The following is a 23,604-nucleotide window of genomic DNA, read 5'->3' on the forward strand; positions in this document are numbered from 1 at the left end:
AGCTACCTCGCCGGCCTCCACCTTCGCGGCGCGATGATCTGGATCAAGGACCTCACCAGCACCGTCCATTGATCACAACCAAATACGCGCCCTAGTGCCGCATCAGGCAACGTTCGCCCCGTCGTGAAGTGCCGCCCGGTTGCTGTGCCTGGCGGCACCGGACCGTCAGAATGATCAGGTGGCTGAACGCGTGCAGGTCCGTGAGATCGATGACGACGAGGGCAGACGGCTGCTGCGGATCGTCCGCCGGGGCACCGGGTCGGTGGTGACCTGGCGGCGGGCCCAGATGGTGCTGCTGTCCGCCCAGCGCATGCCGGTCGCGAAGATCGCCGAGGTGACGTTCACCAGCCCGGACCGGGTCCGGGACGTGATCCACAACTTCAACGCCGACGGCTTCGACTCGCTCTACCCGAAGTACAAGGGCGGGCGCCCGAGGACGTTCACGTTGCCAGAGCGCCGTGAGATCAAGAAGATCGCCAAGTCCAAGCCGGCCGAGCACGGCCTGCCCTTCTCGACCTGGAGCCTGGCCAAGCTGGCCGACTTCCTGGTCGCCGAGGGGGTGGTCGACGACATCAGCCACGAGGGCCTTCGGGTCCTGCTCCGAGAGGAGGGCGTCTCCTTTCAACGCGTGAAGACCTGGAAGACCTCCCGCGACCCCGACTACGCGGCCAAGAAGGCCCGGGTCGAGCACCTCTACGCGATCGCCGACGGCGAAGTCATACCCGAGGAAGGCGAGCCCGAAGTCGTCTTCTGCATGGACGAGTTCGGGCCGCTCAACCTCCAGCCACACCCCGGCCGGCAGTGGGCCGAACGCGGGGGCCGACACAAGGACCCCGAGCGCGGTCCCCGCCCGCGCAGGCGGGCGACCTACACCCGCCCGCACGGGGTCCGGCATCTGTTCGCCGCCTATGACCTCGCCAAGGACCAGCTCTACGGCCACATCAAGAAGACCAAGAACCGCTCGAAGTTCCTGGAGTTCTGCCGCTACCTGCGCTCACTGCACCCCGTGGACGTGCGCATCGCGATCGTGGTCGACAACTACTCGCCGCACCTGACCACGAAGCGATGTCAACGGGTCGGTACATGGGCGACGGCGAACAACGTGGAGATCGCCTACACCCCGACCAACAGCTCGTGGCTCAACCGTATCGAGGCCCAGTTCACGGCCCTGCGCTACTTCGCTCTCGACGGCACCGACCATGCCAGCCACAAGGAGCAGGGCAGCATGATCCGCCGCTACATCATCTGGCGGAACAAGCACGCCACCGACGAACGCCTACGCGGCATCGTCACCAGGGCAAACGTTGCCTGATGCGGCACTAGCTGCGGCTCAGGACCCAGACGCCGTAGGCGTCGTTCGCGGGGTGCAGCTCGTAGCTGCCCGCCCGCAGGTCGACGCGCAGTCCGGCGGCGGCCAGGTCGGCCTCGAACTCCGCCGCCGGGTAGGTGCGGGCGTTCGGCGGCGGGTCCTGCAGGTGGAAGCCGACCAGGATCCGGCCGTTCTCGCCGAGCACGTCGCGCATCGCGGCCAGCGCCCTGCGTTCCGTGCCCTCGGCCAGGTAGACGAGGACGTTGCCCACGCAGACGACCAGGTCGAACGGGCCGTCGTGGGGGCCGAGGCCGAGGATGTCGCGTTCCTCGATCGACAGCCCGGGGTAGGTCTCCCGGGCCTGCCGGACGAGGGCCTCGTCCGGCTCGATCGCGACCACCTCGTGTCCTCGCCGCAGGAGCGCGGCGGCGACCCGGCCCATGCCGGCACCGGCGTCGAGCACCCGGGCGCCGCGCGGCAGGAGCGTGTCGGCGAGCCGGGCCTCACCGTCGACGTCCTTTCCGGCGGAGATGAGGTCGGCGAACCGCTTGCCGAAGTTCCCGCTCTGCCCCGCCTCCTGCCAGCGGGTCCGCCGCGTCGTCATCGGTACGAGCTTTCCGTGGGGCGGCGTGATCCTGTCCATGTCTCGCAATCCTACGGCGACACCGCCGCTGGTCAGCGCGTCGGAGCCGTCCGCCCGACGGCCCCGGCCTCCCTCCGAGAGGCGGGCCGGTGCCGCCGGCCGGGAGTTCGCCGTCCGGGCGTGCTCCCGGGGCCGGCCCGTGGCGCCACCCGCGCCACGGCGGCATGCGCGACCCCCGAAGCCCCGGGAGGCCGGCCGCTGCCCGACCAGGAGCGGGTGCTCCCGGCGCGTACCTCACGTCCCGCACGTCACGGCGTGCGTAGGCCGAGGGCCACGGCGGCCAGGACGGTGTTCGCCTGGTGGGCGGCCTGGTGCGCGACCGGGATCCACGCGGGCCGGAAGCGTTGCTCGTACCGGGCGGTCCAGTCCCGCAGCAGTGTGTCGAGCCGGTCGGCGACGGGTGCGGTGGGCCCGGCGGCCGGGCCGAGGGCGCGGCGCAGCAGGGCGGCGGTGCGGACCGGCAGGCGGTGGGTCCACAGGTCGATGCCGTCGAGGCGGGCGGGGGTCATGAGGCCGGGCCGCAGGAGTGGTTCGCCGCCGGTGCGGGGGTCCCACTGGTCGGCGAGACTGCGCAGGGCGGTCAGCGGGGTGCGTGCGGCGCGCAGCAGGGGCGTGTCGGTGAGGTGGGGCCCGGCGGTGTCGAGGAGTTCGGTGATCCGGCGGCCGTGGCGGCGGAGCCGGTCGGCGCGGGTGGTCAGGTGGGTGCGGGCGTCGGGGGTCGGGCGGGTCGGGTCGTCGTGGGCGGCCCAGACGGGGACTTCGACGATGAGGGTGTCGCCGCCGTGGCGTTGCGGGGCGAACCAGGACGTGGCCCGGACGCCCGCCCCGGTGGCGGCCTGCTCGCCCTCCGGGTTCCCGGGCACCGGCAGCATGCCGGTGGTGCTCTCCTGCCGGTCGATGTCGCCGGCGTCCATGACGAACACGCCCGGGCCGGGCTCCCGCAGCCAGAACGTGTCGAAGGAGCCGGAGTCGACCGGGATGCCGAGGGCGGCGGCGGACTGGGAGAAGGGTTCGGCGAGGCCGGGCAGGTCGCGGGTGGCCTGGACGAAGGTGCCGCCGACGTCGGTGGAGTGGAGGGAGAACTGCAGGCGGGGGCGGAGTTCGTCGATCAGGTCGAGAAGGATGCGGCTCTCGGGCAGGGCGGCGCCGAGGGCCGGGGCCCATTCCGGCTGTTCCTCGGCGGCCGGGCGGAAGAACGTCGCGAAGTACGCGGGCAGGGTGCGGGCGTGGCGGGCGGCTTCGGCCAGGTGTGTGCCGTCGGGGTCGAGGCAGAGCAGGAGGTGCCAGCTGACGGTGGCGTGCAGGGCGGGCCGGGCCAGGACGCGGTGGGCCAGTTCGAGGACGCTCGCGCGGGCGGAGAACTCGTCGGCGTGGGCGCCGGAGACGACCAGCACGTGGTCGTCGGCGCGGCCGATGGTCAGGAGCAGCAGGGGGCGCCCGGCGCGGGAGGTTCCGAGGGTGCGTACGGCGCACAGGCCGGGGTGCCGGGCGGCCAACCGGTGGGCGGCGTCGGCGAGTTCGTCCAGCGCGGGGTAGCGGTCGGCGAGCACGGCCCTGCCCGCGGTGGTCGAAGCGTCGGTGAACGTGGTGACCATGGAGCCCTCCCCGGTGCCGTGCCCGTCCCGGCCTGCCGGGCGGTCCCTCCTGGGGCCGCCGAGAGCCATCATGGCCTCCGATGGACGGTGCCGGGCCCCTTCGAGGATGTGCTCGGCCGGCGCGGCCACTGTGCCTACGCGCCGCCGGAAACCGCCGGAAACCGCCGGAAACCACCGGAAACCACCGGAAATAAATTTCGGAGCCGCCTGGGAAAAGATATCGACGGCATCGGAAAAAGAAGAGGTGGAGACAGGAATCGAACCCGTCTAAACGGCCCTGCAAGCCGTTGCCTCGCCACTCGGCCACTCCACCGGGACAACGGTGCAAACATTACACGAGCATGAACAGGGAATCCATGAAGCCGGTCGTTCTTCACTCCAGGAGGCTCTTAATGCGTCTAGTGATATTTCTCCCGACATGGCGCCGACAGGGTCCGGCGGGCCAGCGTGGAAAAGTCGTGGTGCGCTAGCCTGTGCCGATATCTCCGACCCGATGGGATTTCACTGATGGCCGTCGAGGAATCATGGTCCACCCGTACCACGGAGCCGCGCTGCGGGACCGCCGCGAACCTGTGCCAGTACAAGAGCCTGCCCCTGCGCGACATCCCCCCGCTCGGTGTCGTGCGCCGCGCCCGGATCGCCCGGGAAGGCCTGCGTGAGCGCCGTGCCGAGGTCCCGGCGCCCGGCCGCCCCTCCCGCTTCGCCGAGGGCGACTGGGTCCGGGTGAAGGACGAGGCCACGGTGCGGGCCACTCTCGACGCCAAGGACCGCCACCGCGGCCTGTGGTTCACCCACAGCCAGTGGTCGTTCTGCGGCGGCGTCTACCGGGTCGAGCGCATCGTGCGCCGCATGGTCGACGACCACTACCGCATGCGCCGCCTGTCGGGCACCGTCGCCCTGGCCGGCGCCACCTGCCACGGCGCCGACGGGACGCAGGGCTGCGGAATGGACTGCGCACTGCTGTTCCGCGACGAATGGCTGGAGCCCGCCACCGCGCCGACCCCCGCCGCCCGGCCCGCCGCCCTACAGGCGACCGTGCGCAGCCTCGCGGAGATCCAGGCGACCCTCGGCCCCGACGGGCGACTGGACGGCGTCCCCTTCCAGCCGGGCATGGAGCACCACGCGGGCACCCGCCACGGCGCCGCCGAACTGCACCACCGCTCCCTCGCCTGGTGGCAGCACCCCACCAGGGGGCGCTGGTTCATCCTCGACGGCCTGCGCTGCGGCGGTGAGCCGCTCGCCACCGGCTGCGACCGCCGCTGCGCCCTGCTCTGGCACGAGTCCTGGCTGCACCTGGAACCCGCCACTGCCCACTGAACAGGCGAGCACTCCCTTGACCGGCCGGGCACGGCGAGCGCCCGGCCGGTTCTCGTCTGCTGTCAGCGCCGCCAGCGGTCGCGCACCAGCTTCGCGGTCAGGTGCAGCGGCCCGTCCCGGTCGCCGACGTAGCAGCGGGGGATCGCGTACACCCCGCTGTGGGCCCCGGGGCTGACCGCGCACCCGTACCCGTAGCCGGCCAGTGCCACCGCCTCCACGGCGGCGGTGTCGAGGGAGCCGTAGGGGTAGCAGAACCCTTCGACGGCCCGGCCGGTGAGGTCCTCCAGCACGTGGCGGCTGTCGGCGACCTGGGCCGCCAGGTCCCGAGCGCCGAGGCCGGCCAGCCGCTGGTGCGTCAGCCCGTGCGAGCCGATCTCCAGCCCGGTGGCAGCGGCTTCGCGGACGTGGTGCGCCGTCATGAGCGGCTTGCGCGGGCCCTGCCGGTCCCAGTCGTTGTAGCCGCCCAGCCGGTCGGCCACCACGTAGACCGTCGCCGTGAAGCCGTGCTCCGCGAGTGCGGGCATGGCCTCCTCCACGAAGTCGCGGTACCCGTCGTCGAAGCTCAGCCCCACCATGCCCGCGGCGGTGCCGTCCCGGTGGGCGCGCATCAGGGCGCCCACCGACACCCCGCGCAGCCCGCAGGCGGACAGCCAGCGCAGCTGGCGGCGGAACCGCGCGGGGTCGACGGTGATCAGATAGGGGTCCTCATTCGTCGACGCCACCGAGTGGTACATCAGCGTCCAGGGGAGGCGCCCCGCACCTGTGCCGGGCGTCTTCTCCGGGCTTCTGCGTGGTTGGATGATTCGCACGTTCTGCTCCCGCTGTCCGGTGGCACCGCCTGTGCAGGTGGCCCTCAGGGAAATTGCATTCTGGCAGCGTCGTACCCGGCTTCCATTCGCGCCAGGCGAATCCGCACCATTTCACCCGGATGCCCGTGCGGAAGTCGGCCGGCGAAGGCCTGGCCGGGAATGAGGAAAATCGGTGGAGCACCGGATGCGTGTGCGACTGTATCCATGCGAACCAAGCATTCGACCCCCGGTCGCGGCCCGCGGGCAGTTCGCCGGTGATCCGTCGGCGCCCATCCGTCAGTGATCCATCAGGGAGCTGTCAGGAAGGTGTCAGGAACCGGGGGCGCGGCGTCCGGGCGGACCTAGCATCCGAGCATCGTCTCCGCCCCGCGGACGACTCCACCACTCCCAGTCATCGAGGTACTTCGGCATGCGCGCACTCTCCCGCAGGTCCCATACGCTCGCCCAACGGGCCGTCGCCGGCGCCCTGTTGTCGGGCCTGACCGTCGCGGGCCTGATGGTCTCGCCGCAGCATGCCGCCGCGGCCGACTGCGACGGCCAGAGCAGCGTGGGCGGCGGCAACTGCACCACGGCCCTGATCAACTCCATCGGTGCCATGATCGGCGGCTTCCGCAGCGCGGCCCTCCAGGCGCAGGCCGACAACGCCGCGTTCACCCAGGGGATGGCCGGTCAACTGAGCGCCTTGGCCCCCGGCTACAACGTCATGGTGTTCAAGTACGACGGAACCGACCTCTACGACACCGTCTGGTTCCGCAACGTCTACGAGGCGAACATGAACGGGGTGCTGGTCGACACCACCGTCAAGCTGCAGCACCACGACTCGCAGGGCGGCCCGGCCGGCTACGACGACTTCCGCATCTGGGTCTTCGCGGGTGACTCGACCTTCACCAACAAGGGCGACGGCGGGTACGGGAACTGGGCCTTCGTCGGCTCCGACTCCGACCGGACGGTGAGCACCACCAGGTCCTGCGTGCTGATCCGCTGCGTCGACAGCAAGCGGATCATCCACTTCCCCGCCCGCGACATCACGGTCCCCGGCGTCCCCAAGGGCGGCGGCACCCCGATCACCGACACCCCGGGCACCCCCGGCATCCCCATGCACGGCGGCGATGACGGCGACGACGGTGACGACGACGGCAGTGACGACGGCGGAGACGGCGGCGACACCGGCGCCACCCCGGCCGTCCCCGCACACCAGGGCGGCGGCAAGGGCGGTGGCGGCAAGGGCGGCGGCGGTGCCGGCATCGCCGGGCTGCGGCACCCCACCGTGAAGAACGGCCGGGGCCCGGTGGTCACGGGCTCCTCGCTCCTGGCCGGCGCCAGCGGCGCCAAGAACTCCGCCTGGCAGTTCAGCCCGGCGGGCAACGGCCGGTACAAGATCACCAGCGCCGCCTCCGGCCTCGCGCTGACCGAGAACACCAAGACCTTCCTCGCCGAGGCCAAGCCGTGGACCGGCGCCGACGCGCAGAAGTGGCAGCTCGTCGACGCCGGCGGCGGCCGGTACCAGATCCGGATCACCGACCAGGACTGCCTGACCTACGACGAGGACGCCAAGGCGCTCGGCGTCTGGACCTGTGACAACGCCTGGAACCAGCAGTGGAGGCTCCAGTAGCGGTCACCCCCGCACACCGCGCCCCGGCCCGGCACCCGCCCGGGCCGGGGTGCGACCGTCGTGGACGACAACCGGGCCGCCGACCGACCGGGGGCAGTCGGGTGGGCGGCGGCTGGGATGGGCCAGGAAGGTGAACAGGTCGTCGGTGCGGCGCGCCCGTCGGGTGACGCGGCCCGGGAGCCGATTCGCTGGCCGCTGACACCAGTGACGGGCCGGGCCCCTGTCCGGCGATCACCGTGACCAGCCGCTGAAGGCAGGGCGTCGTGGCGCGCGGGCGGGGTTCCGGGCCTGACAGCCCGGTCCCCGGGGCAGCCGACGGCAGCTCGGGGACCTTCATGAAGGCAGGTACCCGAATGACCGTTCCCCAGACCGCACCAGGCGTCCGCCGTACGGCGCGCGGCCGGCTCGCCAAGGCCGCCCTGGCGCTCTCGCTCGCCCTGGCGACCCTGCCCGGCGCCACGGCCGTGGCCTGGAGCGCCCCCGCGCACGCCGCCCTCGCCCCGGCCGCGGTCCTCCAGCCGCCGCTGCCCGTGGACGCCTTCCCCGAGCAGGTCGCCCGGGCCTGCGCGATCTGGGGGGACCTGGGCTGGCCCACCAACGCACAGCCGGTCGACTACCGCATCCCGGACGGCGATTACATCCGCGGCTCCAACCCGTACGGCAACCGCAGCGGTGACCTGCCGCACGGCGGCGCCTACCACGAGTACGACGTCAACCCGCGTCCCACGCCGACCACCCACCGCGACGCCGAGCGGTTGGTCCGGGACGAGAACACCGCCCAGGTCTGGTACTCCGGCGACCACTACGCCAACTTCCGTGAGATCGACGGCGGCTGCTGACCCCACCCCGCCCCCGGCCCGGTAGCCCGGGCCCGGGGGCCCGCTGTGGTTCCGCGCCGCGCGCCGGAGCAGCCGTACGAGAAAGGGATCGTTCTATGACGCCGGTATGCGGGTCCGCGGAGCTGGCGCGGCGGATGCGGGCGGTGAACCGGCCGCTGGTCGTCACCGGGGCCCTGATGGTCCTGGTGCTCGCCGTCGCGCTCCTCGCCCTGGCAGTGGCCGCCGGGACGGCCGCGCTGCCGGTCCTGCGCCGCGCCCGCGCTACGGGCGGCTGATCCGGTCGATCCAGGAGGCGAAGTCCGGGGACTCGACCTCGAAGCCCTCCGGACCGAGGTCGCCGAGGTCCGAGGAGAACACGGCGGACCGTGGATCGCCGGCGCGCAGGAGGAACCCGCGGCCGCCGCTGTCGTCGCCGACGAGGACGAAGCCCGGTGCGTACAGGGCGACTTCGTAGGTGGCGTTGCGCTCGCCGAGGCACCCGGCCGGGTACACGGCGGTGCCGGAGTCGGTGAGCAGGCCGTCGCGCACGGCCCACAGGGCGAGCAGGGGAGCCGGCAGCGGCAGGGGGACCTCGGCGCGGGCCCGCGCCACGTCGGCCGGGGCCGCCGGCGCCGGTTCGGGACCGGACTCCGTCATGACTGCGCTCCTCCGGCCGTCGGGCTCGGGGCGCGGCTACCCCGGCCCGTGGCGCCTGACCCTGCCACCGCGGCCGGGGCCGGGGCAAGCCGGGCGGGGGCGCGGCGGCGTCGCCCGTCGCCCGCGATCTCTGCCGGGGCCCCGTACGCCCTCGCCCGTGCCCGGCTCGCCCCGGGCGCCGCTCATCGCGCACCCCGAACCGGCGCGCAGCCCCCGCCGCCCTCGGGGCACCGGACACCGTGACCCACCGACCTCCACCACCTTCCCGACCCGGCTGTCCGGCTGCCCGGCAGTCCCCGCAGGGCAGTCGGCGAAATACCGGGACAGCGGGACACCGGCCCCGCCGGCCGCCCGCCACCACCGGTCACGGTCCCGCCAGCACCACGGGCAGCCGCAGCGCCACCGCGTCCGCGAGGCGTTCGAACTCGGCCCGCAGGAAGGGGGCGGCAAGCCGCGCCGGGCCGTTGAACCGCAGCCGCGCGCGGTAGACCAGGACGGTGCGACCGTCCGACGCCCGGACCGTGATGTCGTCCGTGGCCCTGACGCTGCGGCCGCGTCCGACGAACACCAACCGGTCGGGCCCGTACCGCTCCAGGCGGTAGGAGAGTTCGGCGCGCCGCCCCCTGAAGCGCGAGACGTTGAGCCAGCACGCCCCTTCCGCCACCGGGCCGTCGTCCAGGCGCGCGCAGCTCTCGGTGCCCGGATCCCACTGCGTCGTGTTCCCGAAGTCCGCCAGGTAGCGCAGGACCTCCCCGGCCGGCCGGTCGACGAGCACGGTGCGCTCCACGCTGACCATCGGCTCTCCCTTCCGCGTGGCCCGCCGTGTCCGCGGGCCGACACCTCTTCTTCGTCGCGGACGCGTCCTCGGATGGCAGCCCGCGGCGGGTTCTTCCGTGCCGGTTCCAATCCGCTTCCCCGCCCGTCTCCGAACAGGTCGGGAACGGACCGCGGACCAGGCCGGGGCCGTCCCGGGAAAGGCGGAGCGCGATGAGCCGGAGCACCGTGACCGAGGTCGTCGTGGCCGGGGCGGGCCTGGCAGGCCTCGCCTGCGCGCTGGACCTGACGGCGGCCGGCCGGGACGTCCTGGTCGTGGAGGCCGCCGCCGACGTGGGCGGACGGATGCGCACCGACCTGGTCCGGGGGTTCCGCCTCGACCGAGGCTTCCAGGTGTTCAACACCTCCTACCCGCAGGTCAGGCGCCGCCTGGAGCTGGGCACGCTGGGGCTGCGCCCGTTCACCCCCGGGTTCCTGCTCGCCGACGGGCACGGCTTCCGCCGCATGGTCGATCCGACCCGGCGCCCGGGCCAGGGCCGTGACCTCCTGCCCGGCAGGCTGCTGCCGCTGCGCGACCTGGCCGCGCTGGGGCTGCTGGCGGCGGGTGACGCGGCGCTGCCCGCCGCCGTGCTCAAGCGGCTGCCGGAGACCGGCACCGGCCGGGCGCTGCGGCGGGCCGGGGTGTCGCGGCGCACCGTCGACGAGGTGCTCGGCCCGTTCCTGGCCGGGGTGTTCCTGGAGGACCGGCTGGAGACCTCCAGCCGGTTGTTCCACCTGGTGTGGCGCAGCATGCTGCGCGGGACCCTCTGCCTGCCGCAGGACGGCATCGGAGCCGTCCCGCGACAGCTGGCGGCCCGGCTGCCGCAGGGCCGGCTGGTGTGCGGCGCGCCGGTGGAGCGGGTGACGGCGGACGGGGTGGCACTCGCCGACGGCTCGGCCGTGCGGGCCCGCGCGGTCGTGGTGGCGACCGGGATGGCGCAGGCCGCCCGCCTGCTGCCGGGGCTGGAGGTACCGGCGGCGCGGGCGGTGACGACGTTCTACCACGCGGCGCCGGTCAGCCCGTTGCGCGAGCCGACGCTCGTCGTGGACGCGGCCCGGCAGGTGCTGAACACGGTGGTCCTGTCCGAGGTCGTCCCCGGCTGCTCCCCGGACGGGCGGGCGCTGGTGTCGACCTCGGTCCTGGGGACGGACGCGGACGAGCGGGCGGCCCGGACGCGGGCCGGCGTGTTGTACGGGGCGGACACCTCTGCCTGGGAGCCGCTGGCCGAGTACCGCATCGCCGAGGCGCTGCCGGCCGGGCCGCCGCCGCTCCCGCTCAGCCGGACCACGCGTTTCGCGCCGGGCCGTCACGTGTGCGGGGACCACCGCGCCACGGCCTCGGCGCAGGGGGCGCTGGCCTCCGGCGCGCGGGCCGCCCGGGAGGTCCTGGCCGATCTGGCCGATCCGGGCCGGTGACCCCGGGCCCGCGCGGGCGGTGCGGTGCATCCTGATGCGTTCCGATGCGTCCCGGCAAAACGCTGCACAAACGCTTCGACTGTGCTGTCCGGACCGAATCGCTGCACCGTGGCGATGTGACCTCCCGTACGCGACTCCGTGTCGACGCACCCCCCGCCGCCGCCGGCAGGCCCGGGCCGGCGGCCGGGGACCTGCGCCGTCTCCTGGCGCTCTCGGCACGCGGCGACGAAGCGGCGTTCGAACGGCTCTACCGTGCGGTCTCCGGGCCGGTGTACGGGGTCGCGCTGCGCACGGTGTGCAGTCCCGTGCACGCGGAGGAGGTCGCCCAGGAGGTCCTGCTGGAGGTGTGGCGCACCGCCGCGGCCTACCGGCCCGAGCGCGGGTCGGTGATGACGTGGGTGCTGACCATCGCGCACCACCGGGCCGTGGACCGTGTCCGCTCCGCCCGGGCCGCCACCGAACGCGACCGGCGCACCGCGCTCGGGGAACCGGTCGAGGGCGATCCACCGGACGAGCAGGCGGTCCGTTCGCTGGACCGCCGGCGGGTCAGGGCCGCGCTCGCGGGCCTGAGCAGGGCGCAGCGCGAGGCCGTCGTGCTGGCCTACTACGGCGGGTACTCGCAACGGGAGATCGGGCACCTGCTGGACGTGCCCCTGGGCACGGTCAAGACCCGGATCCGTGACGGCCTGGCCCGGCTGAGGACGGCCCTCGCGCTCGTCCCCGACCAGCCGCGTACCACGGAGGGACAGGTCGGGTCGCGCACGGGGTCCGGCCACGGGGCGGGAGCGGGACGATGACGGAAGCCGGGCGGGTGCCCGGGCCGTGCCCGGAACACCCCCGACCGTGGGAGGCTGGTGATCGCCGCCGGGGTGGCGTGCCGCGTGGGCTTCACCGCAGGGAGGACCGCAGGATGGTGACGTCGCCGGTCGGGCACGACACCGGGCACGACGCTGGGCACGACACCGGGCACGACACTGGGCACGATGCCGGACCGGGCACCGAACCGAGCGGCGGCGGCGGCTGGCCCGGGGCCCGGGGCGCCCCGGAGGACGTGGGCCTGCCGACCGGGGGTGTGGCCCGACGCCTGGGCGTGTCACCCACCACGGTCCGCTCGTGGGAACGCCGCTACGGCATCGGCCCGGCCGAGCGTGAGGCCGGACACCACCGCCGCTGGAGCCCGCAGGACATCGCCGTCCTGGAGGCCATGTGCCGTCTGACGGCCCGTGGGGTACCGCCGGGTGAGGCCGCCCGTGCCGTGCTGGCCGAGCGCGGCGCGGCGGACCGTGGCAGCGGCCCCGCCGGTGGCGTCCCCGCCGGGCGGGGCCCGGGTGGGAGCCGTGCCTTGCGGGTCGGCGCGGTGAGCCCCGAATGCCGGGGCCTGGCCAGGGCAGCGGTCCGGCTCGATGCCCCGGAGGTCGCCAGGATCCTCAGCGGAGCGGTCCGGACGCTCGGGGTGATCGACGCCTGGACGGAGGTCATGATGCCCGCCCTGCGCGCCGCGGGCCGCACATGGGCGGCGGACGGTGAGCAGTACGTCGAGGTCGAGCACCTGCTGTCCTGGCACGTCTCCACCGTCCTGCGGTGCGTGGCGGTGGAGGCCGTCACGGCCCGGCCGGTGCCGCCCGTCCTGCTGGCGGCGACGCCCGCCGAACTGCACACCCTCCCGCTCGAAGCCACGGCCGCGGCGTTGACCGAGCGCGCCCTGCCGTTCCGGATGCTGGGCGCGGCCGTCCCGCCCCGGGCGCTGCTCGACGCCGTCCACCGCCTCGGCCCGGGCGCCGTGATGATCTGGTCACAGGACCAGCGCACCGCGGACAGCGGGCTGGTGCGTCAGGTCGTCGGCAGCACCTGGGGTCCGCGCGGCTCCCGCGGCCGGGCGACGGTGGTGGCCGCCGGACCGGGCTGGGCCCGCAACCGGCCCTCGGCGGGTACGGCCGGTCCCCGCACCCTCGCTGACGCCGTCGATCTCCTCGAACAGGCGGTCACGGGCTGAGGCCCGTGCCCGGCCGCCACCGGATCCGGCTCATCCGTACGGGGCAGGTGCTCGGCGTGCTCGCGGTGCCGGGGTGGTTCGTTTGCGCATGATGCGAGGGTCCGCCGCAGATCCGGAACTCCCAGGATGGTGTCGCATGCTCCTCCGTTCCCCTCTCCGTTCGCCACGGCTCCTGCTGACCGCCGTCACCGTGCTCGGCGTCGCCCTGTCGCCGCTCACGGCGGCCGCGGCCTCCGACGCCGCCCCGGCCTCCGACTCGCATCTGAGACTGGCGGTGGGGCAGCCGCAGCCCGCTCCGGCGGGCGGTGACACCAGCGTCGCCGGCTTCGTCGTCAACGACGGGCCCGAGGCCACCGCCAACCCGTTCACCGTGACCTTCGAGTTCCCCCGCGAGAGCTTCGCCGTGCCGCCGTTCTACCCGAGCAGTTGCCGGCCCGGGATGGGTGGCCACAGCGTGAGCTGCGACTTCCCGGCCGGCCTGAAGCCCGGCGGGACGGTCACCGCCGTGGTCCCGGTCCGGATCAGGGACGGGAACCCGCCCGGCACCGTCATGACCGGCGAAGTGACGGTGACCAGCCCGGACGACCCCGCCCCGGCGAACAACAACGCGCCGTTCACGATCACGGTCGCGTGAGGTAGGGGCCGAGCCCGGCCGAGTGCCCGTCACCGGCGGCGCTGTCCGCCGCCGGTGACACACCCCGGGCCGACCGTGACCGGCCCGCCGGCACCGTCGTCGGCGTCCTCACCGGGGGAACGAGCCGCGAACGCGACCGCTCCCCGGCGACGGGTTTCGGTCGGACCGGACGGGCGCTTCCACTGGCTCGAACTCAACACCCTGCCGGCGCTGCGCCGTACGGCCACCCTCCCGCTGATGGCCGCGGCCGTGGGCATCGGCTACGAGGAGCTGGTCGAGCGGGTCCTCCTCGGCGCTTGCACACCGCGCGACTGAGCGCGCGGTGCGGTGGGTTGCTCCCGCAGTGCTCAGCCGTACCAGTCCGCCGGGCCCTTGAGCTGGATCAGGGCCGCGAGGATCGCCGCGATCTGGGCGGATCCGAACGCCGTGACGGTGAGCGTCGCGTAGTCGTTGAAGGTGCCGAACGTGGGGTTCGGCAGGTACTGGGCGACCAGGACCCCGCCCACGGCGACGACCATGAGGGCGCCGGTGAGCAGGAGGACGGCACCGAACGCGGCCGATGCGCGGACGAGGGTCGCGGTGGCCGTCTGGACGCGCCGTCCGGCGGCGGTGAGGGAGGCGCGGGTGCCGGCGGCGAACAGTGCCGGTCCCGCGAAGGCGGTGTGGGTCGGGAGCGGCGTGACCCCGGCCGCCCGGACCTTGTCCTCGATGGTGGACAGGTAGTCCCGCAGACCGGCGAGGTAGTCGTCGATGGTGAAGGCGGAGAGGTAGGCCTCCGCGAGGTCCGCCCCGTCCGATCTGAGCCCCACGGCCTCGGCCCGCGCGGGCAGGGCTGCGGGGATCCGGTCGATGAGGGAGTCGGCGACTTCGAGGAACCCTTCCAGCCCTTCCGTGGCCTGTTCGACCAGTTGCAGCAGGTGTTCGGCGGCGTTGTCCGCCCGCGCGCCGCCGTCGGTGAGCAGGTCCGCGCGGGTGACGTCGTCGCCCCGGTCGACCTCCGCCTGGCTGTTGGCGCGCAGCGGGCAGTCCGGCAGTGCCGTGAGCTTGCCGGCGAGGTCGGCGCGGGTGGCCCTGACCTGGGCCTGGCCGAATCGTCGGGCCCAGCGCATGCGGGCCACGATGTCGGCGGTGGCGAGGCGGCCCTTGGCGGCGTCGGTCGCCCACTGCTGCATTCCGTCGATGCCCGCGCACTTGCGCCTCTCCCGCCGGAGCAGCCGGCTGTCCATCAGTCTGGGCAGCCCTTGTGAGGCGGCCCAGGCGGTGAACACGGCTGCGACGAGGGTGAGGAGGGCGGCGACGAGGGGCGGGTAGATGCCCTGACGTGCGACCAGGGCCAGGGCGACGGTGCCGCCCGGCCCGGCGAGCTTGCCGGAGACGCTCTTGCCCGCCGCGACTCCCGTCAGGTGGACGCACCACGGGTCGGTTCCCAGGCCGGTCGGCCGCGGTGCGCCGGTGGTGCAGGCCGTTCCCGCCTCGGCCGTCACGATCGCGCGGACGGGGTGCCGGCCCTGTTCGTCCACCAGCAGGCTCTCATTGGCGGGCGGTGGGCCGGAGGCCAGCAGGAGGTAGGTGCGGCTCTCGGTCCCCGTGCCCGTCGTCGCGTGCAGCGTCAGTTTGGGCGTCCCGGACGGCTCCGGCACCGGGACCGCGGCCATCGCAGGGGCGGTCGCGACGGCGAGCAGGGCCAGGAGTGCCAGTGATGTCCACCATCGTGCGCGCATGTCAGGTGTGCTGCCAGCGTGCGGATTCGAAGCCGGCCTCCAGGCCGGTGCCGGCCTGGAGGAGTGCGGACCGGCCCAGGAGCGGAACGGCGACCGGGCCGAAGAGGACGTCGGCGGCGATCATCGTGGTTCCGGTCCGCCCCAGGAAGTCGAGGTCGATGCGCTGCAGGCCGAACCTGGTGCTCGCCCCGTTGCCGAAGCGCACGCTGACCTGGTTGGGCAGGCGCCTGGGGACGATCCCCAGGGCGGAGGCCGCGCCGAGGTCGAGGATGGTGTCGTCGGCGCCGGTGTCGACCAGGCACCAGACCCGGTGCTGCTGCTGGTTGACGTGGGCGACGACCTCGACCCAGGGACGGGCGACGGTCTGGCCGCCTGCCGTCCCGGGCGGGTTCGCCACGAACGGGTGGTTGTTGCAGGCGAAGGTCACCTGGCTCATCCGGCTCAGCCCAGCCTTTCCGTGACGACCGAAGCGAACAGTGCGCGTCCCGGCCCGTACCGGCTGGTGACCCGCTGGACGAGCGCCTCCGGGTCCGGATCGGTGTCGACGACGCCCGGGCCCAGAACCGCCACCCAGCCCGAGCGCAGCTCACGCCGCTGGTACGTCAGCGAACCGTAGTTCTCGCTCAGCCATGCGGCTTCTTCGGACGGCAGATGACTCGGCATGCCCGGAGTATCGCGTGCAGTGACCGCTCGTGCGTGTACCGCCACCGCGCGGGGCGTGTCGCCCAACTGCGGTGCGCCACCGCCGGCGCGGCCCGCGTGCCGTGGCCGCCCCGGTGTCAGATCCGGTAGGCGGCGACGTAGCGGGCCGGGTCGTGGCGGAGGTCGCCGTCCCAGCGGTGGAGGCACTGTTCGGCGAAGGTGCGTCCGGTGGTGAGGATGTCGTCGAGCGGGTCCAGGTAGGTGAGCACGTGCGGGGGGTCGAGTCCGGCCGCGACGCGGGCGGCGAGGCCGGTGCGGGCGAGGCGCAGGAGTTCGGCGGCGAGGGGGCGGACGGGGGTGTCGCCGAGGCGGGTGTCCAGGCCGAGGGCGGGCAGTGCGGCGAGGGCGGCGTTGTGCTCCCGGAGGGTGTGGTGGCCGAGCAACTCCCAGGCCCTGGTGCGGGATTCGGGGTGGTAGGTCAGGCCGGTCCACAGGGCGGGGACGGCCGGGATGGCCGGGTTGGGCGGGCCGTCGGCGGCGCGCAGTTCGAGGGTGCTGCGCACGCGGGTGTTCGTCCAGAGCTGGTTGAGGTGGCCGGCCCAGTGGGTGAGGGTCGGTGGCGACCCGTCGTCGAGGCCGTGGTCGATGAGGTCGGCGAAGGGGCGGTCCGGTGCCGGGTGGTAGCGGCCGTCGGGGGTGCGGTAGTGGATGAGCGGGATGCCGAGGGCCCAGTCGATCACGTCGTCGACGGTGACGTCGGGGCGCAGCGCGGGCGGCAGGACGCCGTTGCGGCGCGGGTCCATCCGCAGCCAGGCCCAGCAGCGGTGGGACAGCAGACCGTTCGAACGTCCCGACTGAAGGGGGGAGTTGACGAACAGGGCGGAGACGACGGGGGCGGCGGCCATCTGCATCCGCAGCTTCTCGGTGAAGTCCCCGGGGGAGAGGTAGTCCAGGGTGACCTGGGTGGAGAGGGACTGGGCCATGACGTGCCCGGCCCTGCTGCCGCCGTCCCCGAGCCGGGCGAAATGGGCCCGCATGATGGCGCCCCGGGTCATCGGGACCCAGGCCATGTCGTCGAGCCGGTCGAAGGGCAGGTTGCCGCCGGGCAGCAGGGCGAGGCCGAACCGCCCGACGAGCTCGGAGAGCCGGTCCAGCGTGGCGCGCAGGCCGTCCACGGCCGCGGCCAGGCTCGTCGCCGGGGGAGAGGAGTACTCGATCTGGCCGCCGTGCTCCAGGGTGAGCCGGCCGCCGTCCGACAGGGTGACGCCGGTGAGCCGCCCGGTGTCCTCCTGCCGTTCGCCGCCCCACTGCTCCAGGGCCGCTTCGAGTACGGCCAGCACGCCGCGCTCGCCGAAGTAGGGGGTGGCGAGCCCGGTGTCCGGGCGGACCAGGCCGCACTCGACCTCGATGCCGACCAGTTCCCTCGGCTCGTGCGGCGGCAGGAAGAGCGAGCGCAGGTCGTCCCGGCCGAGCCTCCCGTCGCTCGCGCCGCGCGGGGCGGGCTTCCCGTTGCTCGCGCCGTTCCGGCCGGGCTTTCCGTCGCTCGCGCCGCCCGGCCCGGGCCTCCCGCCGCTCATGCCGTTCCGGCCGAGCCTTCGGCCGCTCGGGCGGCCGGGGCCGGGCTTCCGCTCGCTCGTGGCGCCTCGGCCCGCGCCGTCGTCGGCGGCGTGTGCCGGGCGCGGTCGAGCAGTGTGACCACCGCGTCCAGGGCGGACCGGGCCGCGCCCTGGCACCAGGCGTGCGCGCCGGACAGGTGCTCGCCGGCGAAGAAGATGCGGGGCCGGTCCGCCGGGTGCGGGGAGCCGAGCACGCCCAGGTAGCGGGTGTGCTCGCCGGGGGTGAGGTGGGCGAAGGCGCCCCCGCCCATGCCGGTCTGTACGTCCCAGTTGCAGTGCACGATGTCGTCGACGTCCCCGGTGATGCCGGGGTGCAGCTTCTCCAGGCACTCCAGCACCAGCGTGTCGCGGTCGGACGCCGGCAGCGAGGCGAAGCGCCGGGCGTTGGCACCCCACAGGTACGCGCCGAGCAGGGCCGTCGGTTCCGCCGAGCGCCGCACGTCGCGCGCGGCCCACCGGCGTACGGCGCTGCCGTCCACCCCGTCGACGACCCGCACCGCGTTGTCGGACGGGTACCAGCACTGCTGGATGGGCAGATCGGTGAAACTGCCGCCGCCGTGGATGCCGTCCTCCAGCTCCCAGCGGCGGCGGGTCAGATGGAGGACCGTCTTGATGCTGCTCGCGTAGCTGATGCCGCGGACGGCGTGCTGCTGGGCGTGCGGCAGCCCGGGGGTGACGGTGATCTGGTCGAGCGCGGGCGCCGGGACGCAGCACACCACGTAGTCGGCGCGGTCGTGCAGCCGGGCGCCGATCCGCCGGCCGCGGATCCGCACGCCGTCGGCGGTCAGCGCCAGCTCCTCGACCTGGGTGGAGAGCCGCAGCGTGCCGGGGCGCAGGGAGCGGACGAAGGCGTGGATCAGCGCGTCCAGCCCGTCGACCACCTCGACCTGTCCCTCGTGGAACAGGCCGAAGTAGTCGACCAGCACCTCCAGCAGCGAGGACTGCTCGTAGTGGGCGAGGCCGCTGGCGTGGCCGACCAGGTCCCAGGCGTCCTGCGACAGGTGCTCGTGGACGAACTGCCAGAGCGACACCGAGGCCGCCCGCTCCAGCGCCGGGTCGTCCCAGTGGCCCTCCAGGGTGCGGCGCTGCTGCTCGACGGTGAGGGTGCGCCACACCGCGCCGAGCAGGTGGTCCAGCACCGGTGTCGGCGCCTGCCGCTCGGCAGGGCGCAGCGCGTACGCGGGGAACAGCGCGGCGACATCCTGCACCCGCACCCGCCGGCCGCGCAGGTGGTAGTAGGCGCGCGGGTTGGCGTTCACGAACGGGCGGGTCGCCAGGCCGAACCGGGAGAGGTAGTGCAGCACGCAGTGGTGGTTGCCCGGGATGCGCATGGCGCCCAGGTCCGCGTGCGTGCCGTCCCAGAACCGGTGGGTGCGCACCCGCCCGCCCGGCCGGTTCGCCCGCTCGTACACGACGACGTCGAAGCCCCGGCGCTGCAGCTCGTGCGCGCACACCAGCCCGGCGACGCCCGACCCGACCACGGCCACCCGCGCCCGGCCCCCGGGGACCGGCGTCAGCAGGTCCTTCGGGAACGCGAAGCTCGCATCGAACATCGACACCACCAATCGGACACGCCCCCGCGGCCAGCCTCGTCCGGGCACGGTCCGGGGGCCACCGTGGGACGCCGATTCGGGTGACCGGCGTCGATCCGGCGATCCGGCGATCCGCCGATCCGCCGATCCGCCGGGGCGCCGGGGCAGCGGGGCAGCGGGGCAGCAGGGGCACCGGCCCGCCGTGGTCACAGCGTGCGCAGGGCCCGCTCGCACTCCTGGCACCGCCGGTCGGCCAGCGCGGGCGGGTACCAGGAGTCCCCGGGCCGGGCCGGCCGGTAGTGCGTGTGCTCCATCGGACCGGTGTCGAGCCCGCACAGCGTGTACGGCTGCGGGTCCTCCGGAACGTCCGGGTCAGCCCCGGCGGCGTGCACAGCGGTCACGGTGGGCTCGACGCCCTCCGCACCGATGGCCCCGTCGGGCTCCAGCGCGAAGAGCACGATGATCGATCCCATACACCGAGCCTCGGCCATCCGGTGCCGACCCACACCCGCTGGCGGGCCGTCCGAGGGGCCACCCGTGCCCCGCCCCCGGGGCCCGCTCGACTACACCCGCCCCGCCGGCGACGTCCTCGACGTGGCGCTCGTCCGCTACCCCGCCGCCCGGCGGGAGCAGCGGATCGGCTCGCTCCTCGTCGACCCGGGAGGCCCCGGAGACTCCGTCACCGCCACCGCCACCGCCACCGCCGGCAGCCCCACCCCCATCCTGGTCGTCGGCTCCACCGCCGACCCGGCGACGCCCTACGCCGGAGCCCAGCGGCTCACCGCCGAACTCGGCAACGCCGTCCTGCTCACCCGCGACGGCGACGGCCACACCGCCTACGGGCACAGCAGCTGCATCCGTGCCGCCGCCGAGGCCTACCTGACGGAAGGCGCGGTGCCGGCCGCGGGAATGTACTGTTCGAGCATCTGACAGGCTCGTATATGGGAGGTGGCAGGTCGGTCGGCTGCGGCAGGATGGGCGCGGTGAACTCCTTCTTCCGTCGTCAGCAGCCCGTCCCGCAACAACCCCTCTCGCAGGCCTCCCCTGGGGCGGATGCCCTGGAGCGGGTCCGGCGGGCGGTCGCCGGGGCGCGGTCCCGGGAGGGCGGCGCGTTCGAGGAGTTGATCGCCGCGCTGCTGGCGGTCGGCGCGGCCGGGCGGCGTGAGGACTCGCTGGAGGCGCTGCGTGTGCTGACGGGACGTCCGGCGCTGCTGCTGCGCCTGGACGCCTACATACGGCGGGAGTCCTGGTACTCGACGCGCCCCGCCGTGCCGCCCGGCGAGGCCGACCCGGTCGCGCTGGTCCTGGCGGCCTCGCACGCCGACGGCCGCGTCCGTGAGCGCGTGGTGCGGCGGCTGCTGAACGAGCCGTGCCCCGAGACGATGCCGTTCCTCGTCCTGCGGACCAGCGACTGGGTCCGCCAGGTACGAGCGTCGGCGTGCGCGGGCCTGGCCGTGCTGCTCCACGAGAACCCGTTGTCGGCCACCCCGGCGACCGTCCGCACGGCCCTGCTGGTCAACCGGCGCCGGCGCGGCGCCTTCGCCCAGGGCCAGCTGCTCGCGCAGCTGACGGCCGAGTCGGGCACGGCGCTGTCCGGCGGGCTCCTCACGGCCTCCGACCCGGTCGTGCGGCGCTTCGCCCTCGACGCCACCGCGCACCGCCTCGGGCTGCGCGACCTCGTGGCGCTCGCCGAGGGCGACCCCGGCCGGCAGGTCAGGGCCCGGGCCGCCGAGGCCGCCGCCCGGCAGGCGGTGTGGACCGACCAGGTCGATCTGCTGCGCCGGCTGGCCCGCAGCCGCCACGCCGAGGTACGGATCACCGCCCTCACCGGGCTCATGCGCACCGGCTCGACGCAGGACGCGCTGCCGTACCTCGACGACCCGTCCGCACTGATCCGGGCCCTGGCCCGCGAGGCGGCACGCCGCAACGGCACCGACCCGCTGGCCCACTACCGCTCGACGGCCCGGGCCGCCGAACCGCGGGTCGGGGCGATCGCGGGGCTCGCCGAGACCGGGAACCGGGCCGACGGCCCCCTGCTCACCGCCCTGCTGGACCACCCCGCCCCCCAGGTCCGCGTCCACGCCCTGCGCGCCCTGCGGAGCCTCGACACGGTGCCCGTGCCCCGGGTCACGGTGATGCTCCGGGACGGCTCCGACGCCGTGGTCAAGGAGGCCGCCGCCACGCTCGCCCCCGGCGCCGCCCAAGTGCCCGCCGACCTGCTGTGGGACCTGCTCGCCGACCCGCGGCGGCCGGCCGTCCGGCGGGCCGGCTACCGGCTGCTGGCCCGGCGCGACCGCCTCACCGCGCTGCGCGCCGCCCTCCTCGTGAGCGGCGACGCCCACCCCCGGCTCGCCGCCCAGGGCAGGACCGACGCCACCGCACGGATCCGCGCTCTGGCCCCGGACCCCTGGCGCACCCGCCCGGTCCCGTCCCTCGACGCCGGCCCCGACCAGGCCGCCGACCTGCTCGCGCTGGCGGAGCAGCGGAGCGCCGAGCTCACCGAGGGCGTGGTCGAACTGCTGCGCGGCGTGCTCCGTCCGGTAGCCGGTAGCCGGTAGCCGGTAGCCGGTAGCCGAGCCGCAGGCGGGCACAGCTCGGCCGACGACGCTTGGGTCAGACGGCGGTGACCAGGGCGGGGAAGGCCGCGGCCCCCGCCCGGGGGTGGGCGGGGGCCGTTGTGCGGTCGGTCAGTGGGCCCGGCGGGCTCAGTGGGCGACGATCTGGAGGTTGGCGACCTGTCCGACGGTGCCGCCCACGTAGAAGGTGTGGCCGTCGGGGCCCAGGGCCAGGCCGGTGATCGCGTCCTCGTCGAGGTCGCCGGCGCCGTCCGCGGGGACGGGGGCGCCGGTGGCGGTGTCGAGGGCGAGCACCGTGGCGGTGCCCGTGCCGTAGTTGGTGTCGGCGAGGTAGAGCCGGGTGCCGTCGGCGCTGACCTGCGGGTTCTCCAGCGAGTCGCCACTGCCGGCGGGGTGGAAGGTGGCGGTCACGGTGCCGGTGGCCGGGTCGATGATGGTGCTCGCGCCGGTGCCGAGTTCGGCGAGGCCGAACAGGCGCTTGCCGTCGGGGGTGAACGCCAGGTTGTAGTCCAGGTTCGTGGCGGTGCCCTGGACGGTGCCGGCCACGGCGGGCGCGGTGGCGGCCGCGCTCACGCGCACCACGCCCTGGCTGGTGCCGACGTACACGTCGCCGGTGCCCGGTCGGGCTGCGGGAGCGCCGACGAAGGGCGCCGGGAGCTGGACGGAGGCGGTGAACGCCTGCTGCGCGGTGGCGAAGGCCAGGATCCGGCTCTGGCCGTTCTGCCGGTAGGCGGTCGCCCCGTTCTGGGAGACGTACAGGGTGGATCCGTCGGGGCTGAAGGCCAGTCCGGCGGCCGAGCCTGCGCTCCAGCCCGCCGGGCGGGGCTGGTCGGGCAGGGCGAGGGTGGCGACCAGGGTCAGGGTGGCGGTGTCCACCACGCTGAGGCGCAGGCCGTCGAGGACGTACAGGCGTGAGCCGTCCGCGCTGAGCGCCGGGTGGGCGCCCCACTGGAGGGCGCCGAGGGCCAGGCGGCCGGTGACGGCGCCGGTCTGGGTGTCCACCGCCTTCACGGTGGAGGTGTTGTCGGCCTCGGTCACCGCGACGTAGGCCTTGGCGCCGTCGGGGCTGACCACCGGTGCGGCGTTGCGGGCGCCGACGGCGATGGTCGCCTCGGTGCCGGACAGCGGGGCGGCGGCCGTGGCGGCCGTGGCGGTCAGGGCGAGCAGGGTGGCGGCGGCTGCTGCCGTGGTGACCGCTGCGGCGCTGCGGCGGGTGGTCTTGCGGGACATCGGTTTCCCCCTTGTGGAGCGTGTGGTGTGGTGGAGTGTGCCGGGCCGCCGCGGCGTGGTGGCCGAAGCGGCTCAGGTCACCGGTGTCGACAGCGCGAGAGCGCCGTGACCGTGACCGCTGCGGCGGACCGGCGCGTCGTCCCCGAACGAATCCTGGACATCGACTCCCCCTTTTGCACCGCGCGTTGCGGTGCCGGGGGCAGGCTAGCCGATTCGGATGAAGATCCGATCGCCGTACGGGGGCCGTGCGGTGACCTCCTGCTGTGGCGCGGTGGTGATGGTCCGTCCGTCCACCCGGAGGCGGCCCGGAGGCGGCCCGAAGGCGATCGCCGGGCGGGCGCAGCCGGGCGCCGGAGGTCTCTTCAGCCCGCCGTTTCGGCGAGCGTCGAGAAGATGACAAACGGTCAGAAAGCCTCCCCGTAGGCGGATTCCCGCAGGTTAGGCGTGTGCATGACGCCCTGGTGGGTGGCTCTTGACGGCGCAGGGCTTCTCTGCCAACCTCTCGGCAGGTCTGGACCAAGATCTTTTCATCGGGGGAGAAGAACGGCTCCGATCCGGCCGTGCGCAGGGGGGCTGCGGGCGGACGGGTCGAGGCCGGAGCGGCCCGTCGGCCGGCCGGGGGCAGGCCGGACACCACCCGGCGGCCGCGTCACCAGTGAATCCGCGGGGCC

At 74.4% G+C, this 23,604-nt stretch carries 24 protein-coding genes and 1 tRNA gene; 12 read left to right on the top strand and 13 right to left on the bottom strand.

Annotation, left to right across the window (positions count from 1 at the left end; all coding sequences use genetic code 11):
* The first annotated feature begins 178 nt into the window (after positions 1–178).
* Positions 179–1,312: an IS630 family transposase gene (locus ACFQ6N_RS32810; protein ID WP_380657131.1), complete on the top strand. Its 1,134-nt coding sequence runs from the start codon at positions 179–181 to the stop codon at positions 1,310–1,312.
* Between the two features lie 7 nt (positions 1,313–1,319).
* Here ACFQ6N_RS32810 and ACFQ6N_RS32815 read toward each other — a convergent pair whose 3' ends face one another.
* The 3 genes from ACFQ6N_RS32815 to ACFQ6N_RS32825 all read right to left on the bottom strand — a co-directional run bounded on the left by ACFQ6N_RS32815 (position 1,320) and on the right by ACFQ6N_RS32825 (position 3,860).
* Positions 1,320–1,913: a class I SAM-dependent methyltransferase gene (locus ACFQ6N_RS32815; RefSeq protein ID WP_380657134.1), complete on the bottom strand. Its 594-nt coding sequence runs from the start codon at positions 1,911–1,913 to the stop codon at positions 1,320–1,322.
* 287 nt (positions 1,914–2,200) lie between these two features.
* Complete coding sequence (locus ACFQ6N_RS32820) at positions 2,201–3,547, bottom strand: M14 family zinc carboxypeptidase (RefSeq protein WP_380657136.1); 1,347 nt, start codon at positions 3,545–3,547, stop codon at positions 2,201–2,203.
* A gap of 242 nt (positions 3,548–3,789) precedes the next feature.
* A tRNA-Cys gene (locus ACFQ6N_RS32825) sits at positions 3,790–3,860 on the bottom strand.
* 194 nt (positions 3,861–4,054) lie between these two features.
* Between ACFQ6N_RS32825 and ACFQ6N_RS32830 the strand changes: the two genes are divergently transcribed.
* Positions 4,055–4,864 (top strand): hypothetical protein, encoded by an 810-nt coding sequence (locus ACFQ6N_RS32830; protein WP_380657139.1) that lies wholly within the window; start codon positions 4,055–4,057, stop codon positions 4,862–4,864.
* A 62-nt stretch (positions 4,865–4,926) separates the two neighbouring features.
* On the opposite strand, the gene ACFQ6N_RS32835 is transcribed toward ACFQ6N_RS32830, so the two are convergent.
* Positions 4,927–5,598 (bottom strand): polysaccharide deacetylase family protein, encoded by a 672-nt coding sequence (locus ACFQ6N_RS32835; RefSeq protein ID WP_380657142.1) that lies wholly within the window; start codon positions 5,596–5,598, stop codon positions 4,927–4,929.
* A 484-nt stretch (positions 5,599–6,082) separates the two neighbouring features.
* Here ACFQ6N_RS32835 and ACFQ6N_RS32840 point away from each other — a divergent pair, with 484 nt between their 5' ends.
* The 3 genes from ACFQ6N_RS32840 (at position 6,083) to ACFQ6N_RS32850 (ending at position 8,399) form a co-directional block, all read left to right on the top strand.
* Entirely contained in the window at positions 6,083–7,285 is a 1,203-nt protein-coding gene (locus tag ACFQ6N_RS32840) for an RICIN domain-containing protein (protein WP_380657145.1), read from the top strand.
* Between the two features lie 353 nt (positions 7,286–7,638).
* Complete coding sequence (locus ACFQ6N_RS32845) at positions 7,639–8,124, top strand: ribonuclease domain-containing protein (protein WP_380657148.1); 486 nt, start codon at positions 7,639–7,641, stop codon at positions 8,122–8,124.
* A gap of 95 nt (positions 8,125–8,219) precedes the next feature.
* A complete protein-coding gene (locus tag ACFQ6N_RS32850; RefSeq protein ID WP_380657150.1) occupies positions 8,220–8,399 on the top strand; it encodes a hypothetical protein in 180 nt (59 codons plus the stop codon).
* Here ACFQ6N_RS32850 and ACFQ6N_RS32855 read toward each other — a convergent pair.
* Together ACFQ6N_RS32855 and ACFQ6N_RS32860 are read right to left on the bottom strand one after the other, a co-directional pair.
* A complete protein-coding gene (locus ACFQ6N_RS32855) occupies positions 8,386–8,760 on the bottom strand; it encodes a hypothetical protein (RefSeq protein WP_380657151.1) in 375 nt (124 codons plus the stop codon). The genes ACFQ6N_RS32850 and ACFQ6N_RS32855 overlap by 14 nt on opposite strands.
* A 364-nt stretch (positions 8,761–9,124) precedes the next feature.
* Complete coding sequence (locus ACFQ6N_RS32860) at positions 9,125–9,556, bottom strand: SRPBCC family protein (protein ID WP_380657153.1); 432 nt, start codon at positions 9,554–9,556, stop codon at positions 9,125–9,127.
* A 191-nt stretch (positions 9,557–9,747) separates the two neighbouring features.
* Here ACFQ6N_RS32860 and ACFQ6N_RS32865 point away from each other — a divergent pair, with 191 nt between their 5' ends.
* The 5 genes from ACFQ6N_RS32865 to ACFQ6N_RS32885 all read left to right on the top strand — a co-directional run bounded on the left by ACFQ6N_RS32865 (position 9,748) and on the right by ACFQ6N_RS32885 (position 13,931).
* On the top strand, positions 9,748–10,989 hold the full coding sequence (locus ACFQ6N_RS32865; protein ID WP_380657154.1) for an FAD-dependent oxidoreductase: 1,242 nt from the start codon (positions 9,748–9,750) through the stop codon (positions 10,987–10,989).
* A 116-nt stretch (positions 10,990–11,105) separates the two neighbouring features.
* Entirely contained in the window at positions 11,106–11,786 is a 681-nt protein-coding gene (locus tag ACFQ6N_RS32870; RefSeq protein ID WP_380657156.1) for a sigma-70 family RNA polymerase sigma factor, read from the top strand.
* A 113-nt stretch (positions 11,787–11,899) separates the two neighbouring features.
* A complete protein-coding gene (locus ACFQ6N_RS32875) occupies positions 11,900–12,982 on the top strand; it encodes a MerR family transcriptional regulator (RefSeq protein ID WP_380657158.1) in 1,083 nt (360 codons plus the stop codon).
* 136 nt (positions 12,983–13,118) lie between these two features.
* Positions 13,119–13,616 (top strand): hypothetical protein, encoded by a 498-nt coding sequence (locus tag ACFQ6N_RS32880; protein ID WP_380657159.1) that lies wholly within the window; start codon positions 13,119–13,121, stop codon positions 13,614–13,616.
* 75 nt (positions 13,617–13,691) lie between these two features.
* Positions 13,692–13,931: a hypothetical protein gene (locus tag ACFQ6N_RS32885; protein WP_380657161.1), complete on the top strand. Its 240-nt coding sequence runs from the start codon at positions 13,692–13,694 to the stop codon at positions 13,929–13,931.
* Positions 13,932–13,963: 32 nt separating this feature from the next.
* Here ACFQ6N_RS32885 and ACFQ6N_RS32890 read toward each other — a convergent pair whose 3' ends face one another.
* From ACFQ6N_RS32890 to ACFQ6N_RS32915, 6 genes are all read right to left on the bottom strand, one after another.
* Positions 13,964–15,337, bottom strand: coding sequence for a hypothetical protein (locus ACFQ6N_RS32890; protein WP_380657163.1), 1,374 nt, complete (start codon positions 15,335–15,337; stop codon positions 13,964–13,966).
* A 1-nt stretch (position 15,338) separates the two neighbouring features.
* Entirely contained in the window at positions 15,339–15,773 is a 435-nt protein-coding gene (locus ACFQ6N_RS32895; RefSeq protein ID WP_380657165.1) for a retropepsin-like aspartic protease, read from the bottom strand.
* A gap of 5 nt (positions 15,774–15,778) precedes the next feature.
* A complete protein-coding gene (locus ACFQ6N_RS32900) occupies positions 15,779–16,000 on the bottom strand; it encodes a hypothetical protein (RefSeq protein WP_380657166.1) in 222 nt (73 codons plus the stop codon).
* A 116-nt stretch (positions 16,001–16,116) separates the two neighbouring features.
* The gene (locus ACFQ6N_RS32905) at positions 16,117–17,556 is read right to left on the bottom strand and encodes a glutamate-cysteine ligase family protein (RefSeq protein ID WP_380657168.1); all 1,440 of its coding nucleotides are present in this window, start codon (positions 17,554–17,556) and stop codon (positions 16,117–16,119) included.
* Entirely contained in the window at positions 17,553–19,148 is a 1,596-nt protein-coding gene (locus ACFQ6N_RS32910) for a flavin monoamine oxidase family protein (RefSeq protein ID WP_380657170.1), read from the bottom strand. The genes ACFQ6N_RS32905 and ACFQ6N_RS32910 overlap by 4 nt, the downstream gene beginning before the upstream one ends.
* A gap of 185 nt (positions 19,149–19,333) precedes the next feature.
* A complete protein-coding gene (locus tag ACFQ6N_RS32915; protein ID WP_380657172.1) occupies positions 19,334–19,600 on the bottom strand; it encodes a hypothetical protein in 267 nt (88 codons plus the stop codon).
* A gap of 64 nt (positions 19,601–19,664) precedes the next feature.
* On the opposite strand from ACFQ6N_RS32915, the gene ACFQ6N_RS32920 reads away from it, so the two are divergent.
* Both ACFQ6N_RS32920 and ACFQ6N_RS32925 read left to right on the top strand, forming a co-directional pair.
* Positions 19,665–20,057: an alpha/beta hydrolase gene (locus ACFQ6N_RS32920; RefSeq protein WP_380657173.1), complete on the top strand. Its 393-nt coding sequence runs from the start codon at positions 19,665–19,667 to the stop codon at positions 20,055–20,057.
* 53 nt (positions 20,058–20,110) lie between these two features.
* Positions 20,111–21,685, top strand: a complete 1,575-nt coding sequence (locus tag ACFQ6N_RS32925; RefSeq protein ID WP_380657175.1) for a HEAT repeat domain-containing protein — start codon at positions 20,111–20,113, stop codon at positions 21,683–21,685.
* Positions 21,686–21,832: 147 nt separating this feature from the next.
* Here ACFQ6N_RS32925 and ACFQ6N_RS32930 read toward each other — a convergent pair whose 3' ends face one another.
* Entirely contained in the window at positions 21,833–22,933 is a 1,101-nt protein-coding gene (locus ACFQ6N_RS32930) for a YncE family protein (RefSeq protein ID WP_380657177.1), read from the bottom strand.
* Positions 22,934–23,604 lie beyond the last annotated feature (671 nt).

This window comes from Kitasatospora sp. NPDC056446 (genome assembly GCF_042796115.1).
Taxonomy (GTDB): Bacteria; Actinomycetota; Actinomycetes; order Streptomycetales; family Streptomycetaceae; genus Kitasatospora.

Coding starts and splice junctions, on each gene's coding strand:
- ACFQ6N_RS32905 (WP_380657168.1), bottom strand. CDS start 17,556: ATGAGCGGCGGGAGGCCCGGGCCGGGCGGCGCGAGCGACGGAAAGCCC.
- ACFQ6N_RS32865 (WP_380657154.1), top strand. CDS start 9,748: ATGAGCCGGAGCACCGTGACCGAGGTCGTCGTGGCCGGGGCGGGCCTG.
- ACFQ6N_RS32850 (WP_380657150.1), top strand. CDS start 8,220: ATGACGCCGGTATGCGGGTCCGCGGAGCTGGCGCGGCGGATGCGGGCG.
- ACFQ6N_RS32895 (WP_380657165.1), bottom strand. CDS start 15,773: ATGAGCCAGGTGACCTTCGCCTGCAACAACCACCCGTTCGTGGCGAAC.
- ACFQ6N_RS32835 (WP_380657142.1), bottom strand. CDS start 5,598: ATGTACCACTCGGTGGCGTCGACGAATGAGGACCCCTATCTGATCACC.
- ACFQ6N_RS32815 (WP_380657134.1), bottom strand. CDS start 1,913: ATGACGACGCGGCGGACCCGCTGGCAGGAGGCGGGGCAGAGCGGGAAC.
- ACFQ6N_RS32880 (WP_380657159.1), top strand. CDS start 13,119: ATGCTCCTCCGTTCCCCTCTCCGTTCGCCACGGCTCCTGCTGACCGCC.
- ACFQ6N_RS32910 (WP_380657170.1), bottom strand. CDS start 19,148: ATGTTCGATGCGAGCTTCGCGTTCCCGAAGGACCTGCTGACGCCGGTC.
- ACFQ6N_RS32915 (WP_380657172.1), bottom strand. CDS start 19,600: ATGGGATCGATCATCGTGCTCTTCGCGCTGGAGCCCGACGGGGCCATC.
- ACFQ6N_RS32930 (WP_380657177.1), bottom strand. CDS start 22,933: ATGTCCCGCAAGACCACCCGCCGCAGCGCCGCAGCGGTCACCACGGCA.
- ACFQ6N_RS32900 (WP_380657166.1), bottom strand. CDS start 16,000: ATGCCGAGTCATCTGCCGTCCGAAGAAGCCGCATGGCTGAGCGAGAAC.
- ACFQ6N_RS32830 (WP_380657139.1), top strand. CDS start 4,055: ATGGCCGTCGAGGAATCATGGTCCACCCGTACCACGGAGCCGCGCTGC.
- ACFQ6N_RS32855 (WP_380657151.1), bottom strand. CDS start 8,760: ATGACGGAGTCCGGTCCCGAACCGGCGCCGGCGGCCCCGGCCGACGTG.
- ACFQ6N_RS32875 (WP_380657158.1), top strand. CDS start 11,900: ATGGTGACGTCGCCGGTCGGGCACGACACCGGGCACGACGCTGGGCAC.
- ACFQ6N_RS32845 (WP_380657148.1), top strand. CDS start 7,639: ATGACCGTTCCCCAGACCGCACCAGGCGTCCGCCGTACGGCGCGCGGC.
- ACFQ6N_RS32860 (WP_380657153.1), bottom strand. CDS start 9,556: ATGGTCAGCGTGGAGCGCACCGTGCTCGTCGACCGGCCGGCCGGGGAG.
- ACFQ6N_RS32840 (WP_380657145.1), top strand. CDS start 6,083: ATGCGCGCACTCTCCCGCAGGTCCCATACGCTCGCCCAACGGGCCGTC.
- ACFQ6N_RS32820 (WP_380657136.1), bottom strand. CDS start 3,547: ATGGTCACCACGTTCACCGACGCTTCGACCACCGCGGGCAGGGCCGTG.
- ACFQ6N_RS32890 (WP_380657163.1), bottom strand. CDS start 15,337: ATGCGCGCACGATGGTGGACATCACTGGCACTCCTGGCCCTGCTCGCC.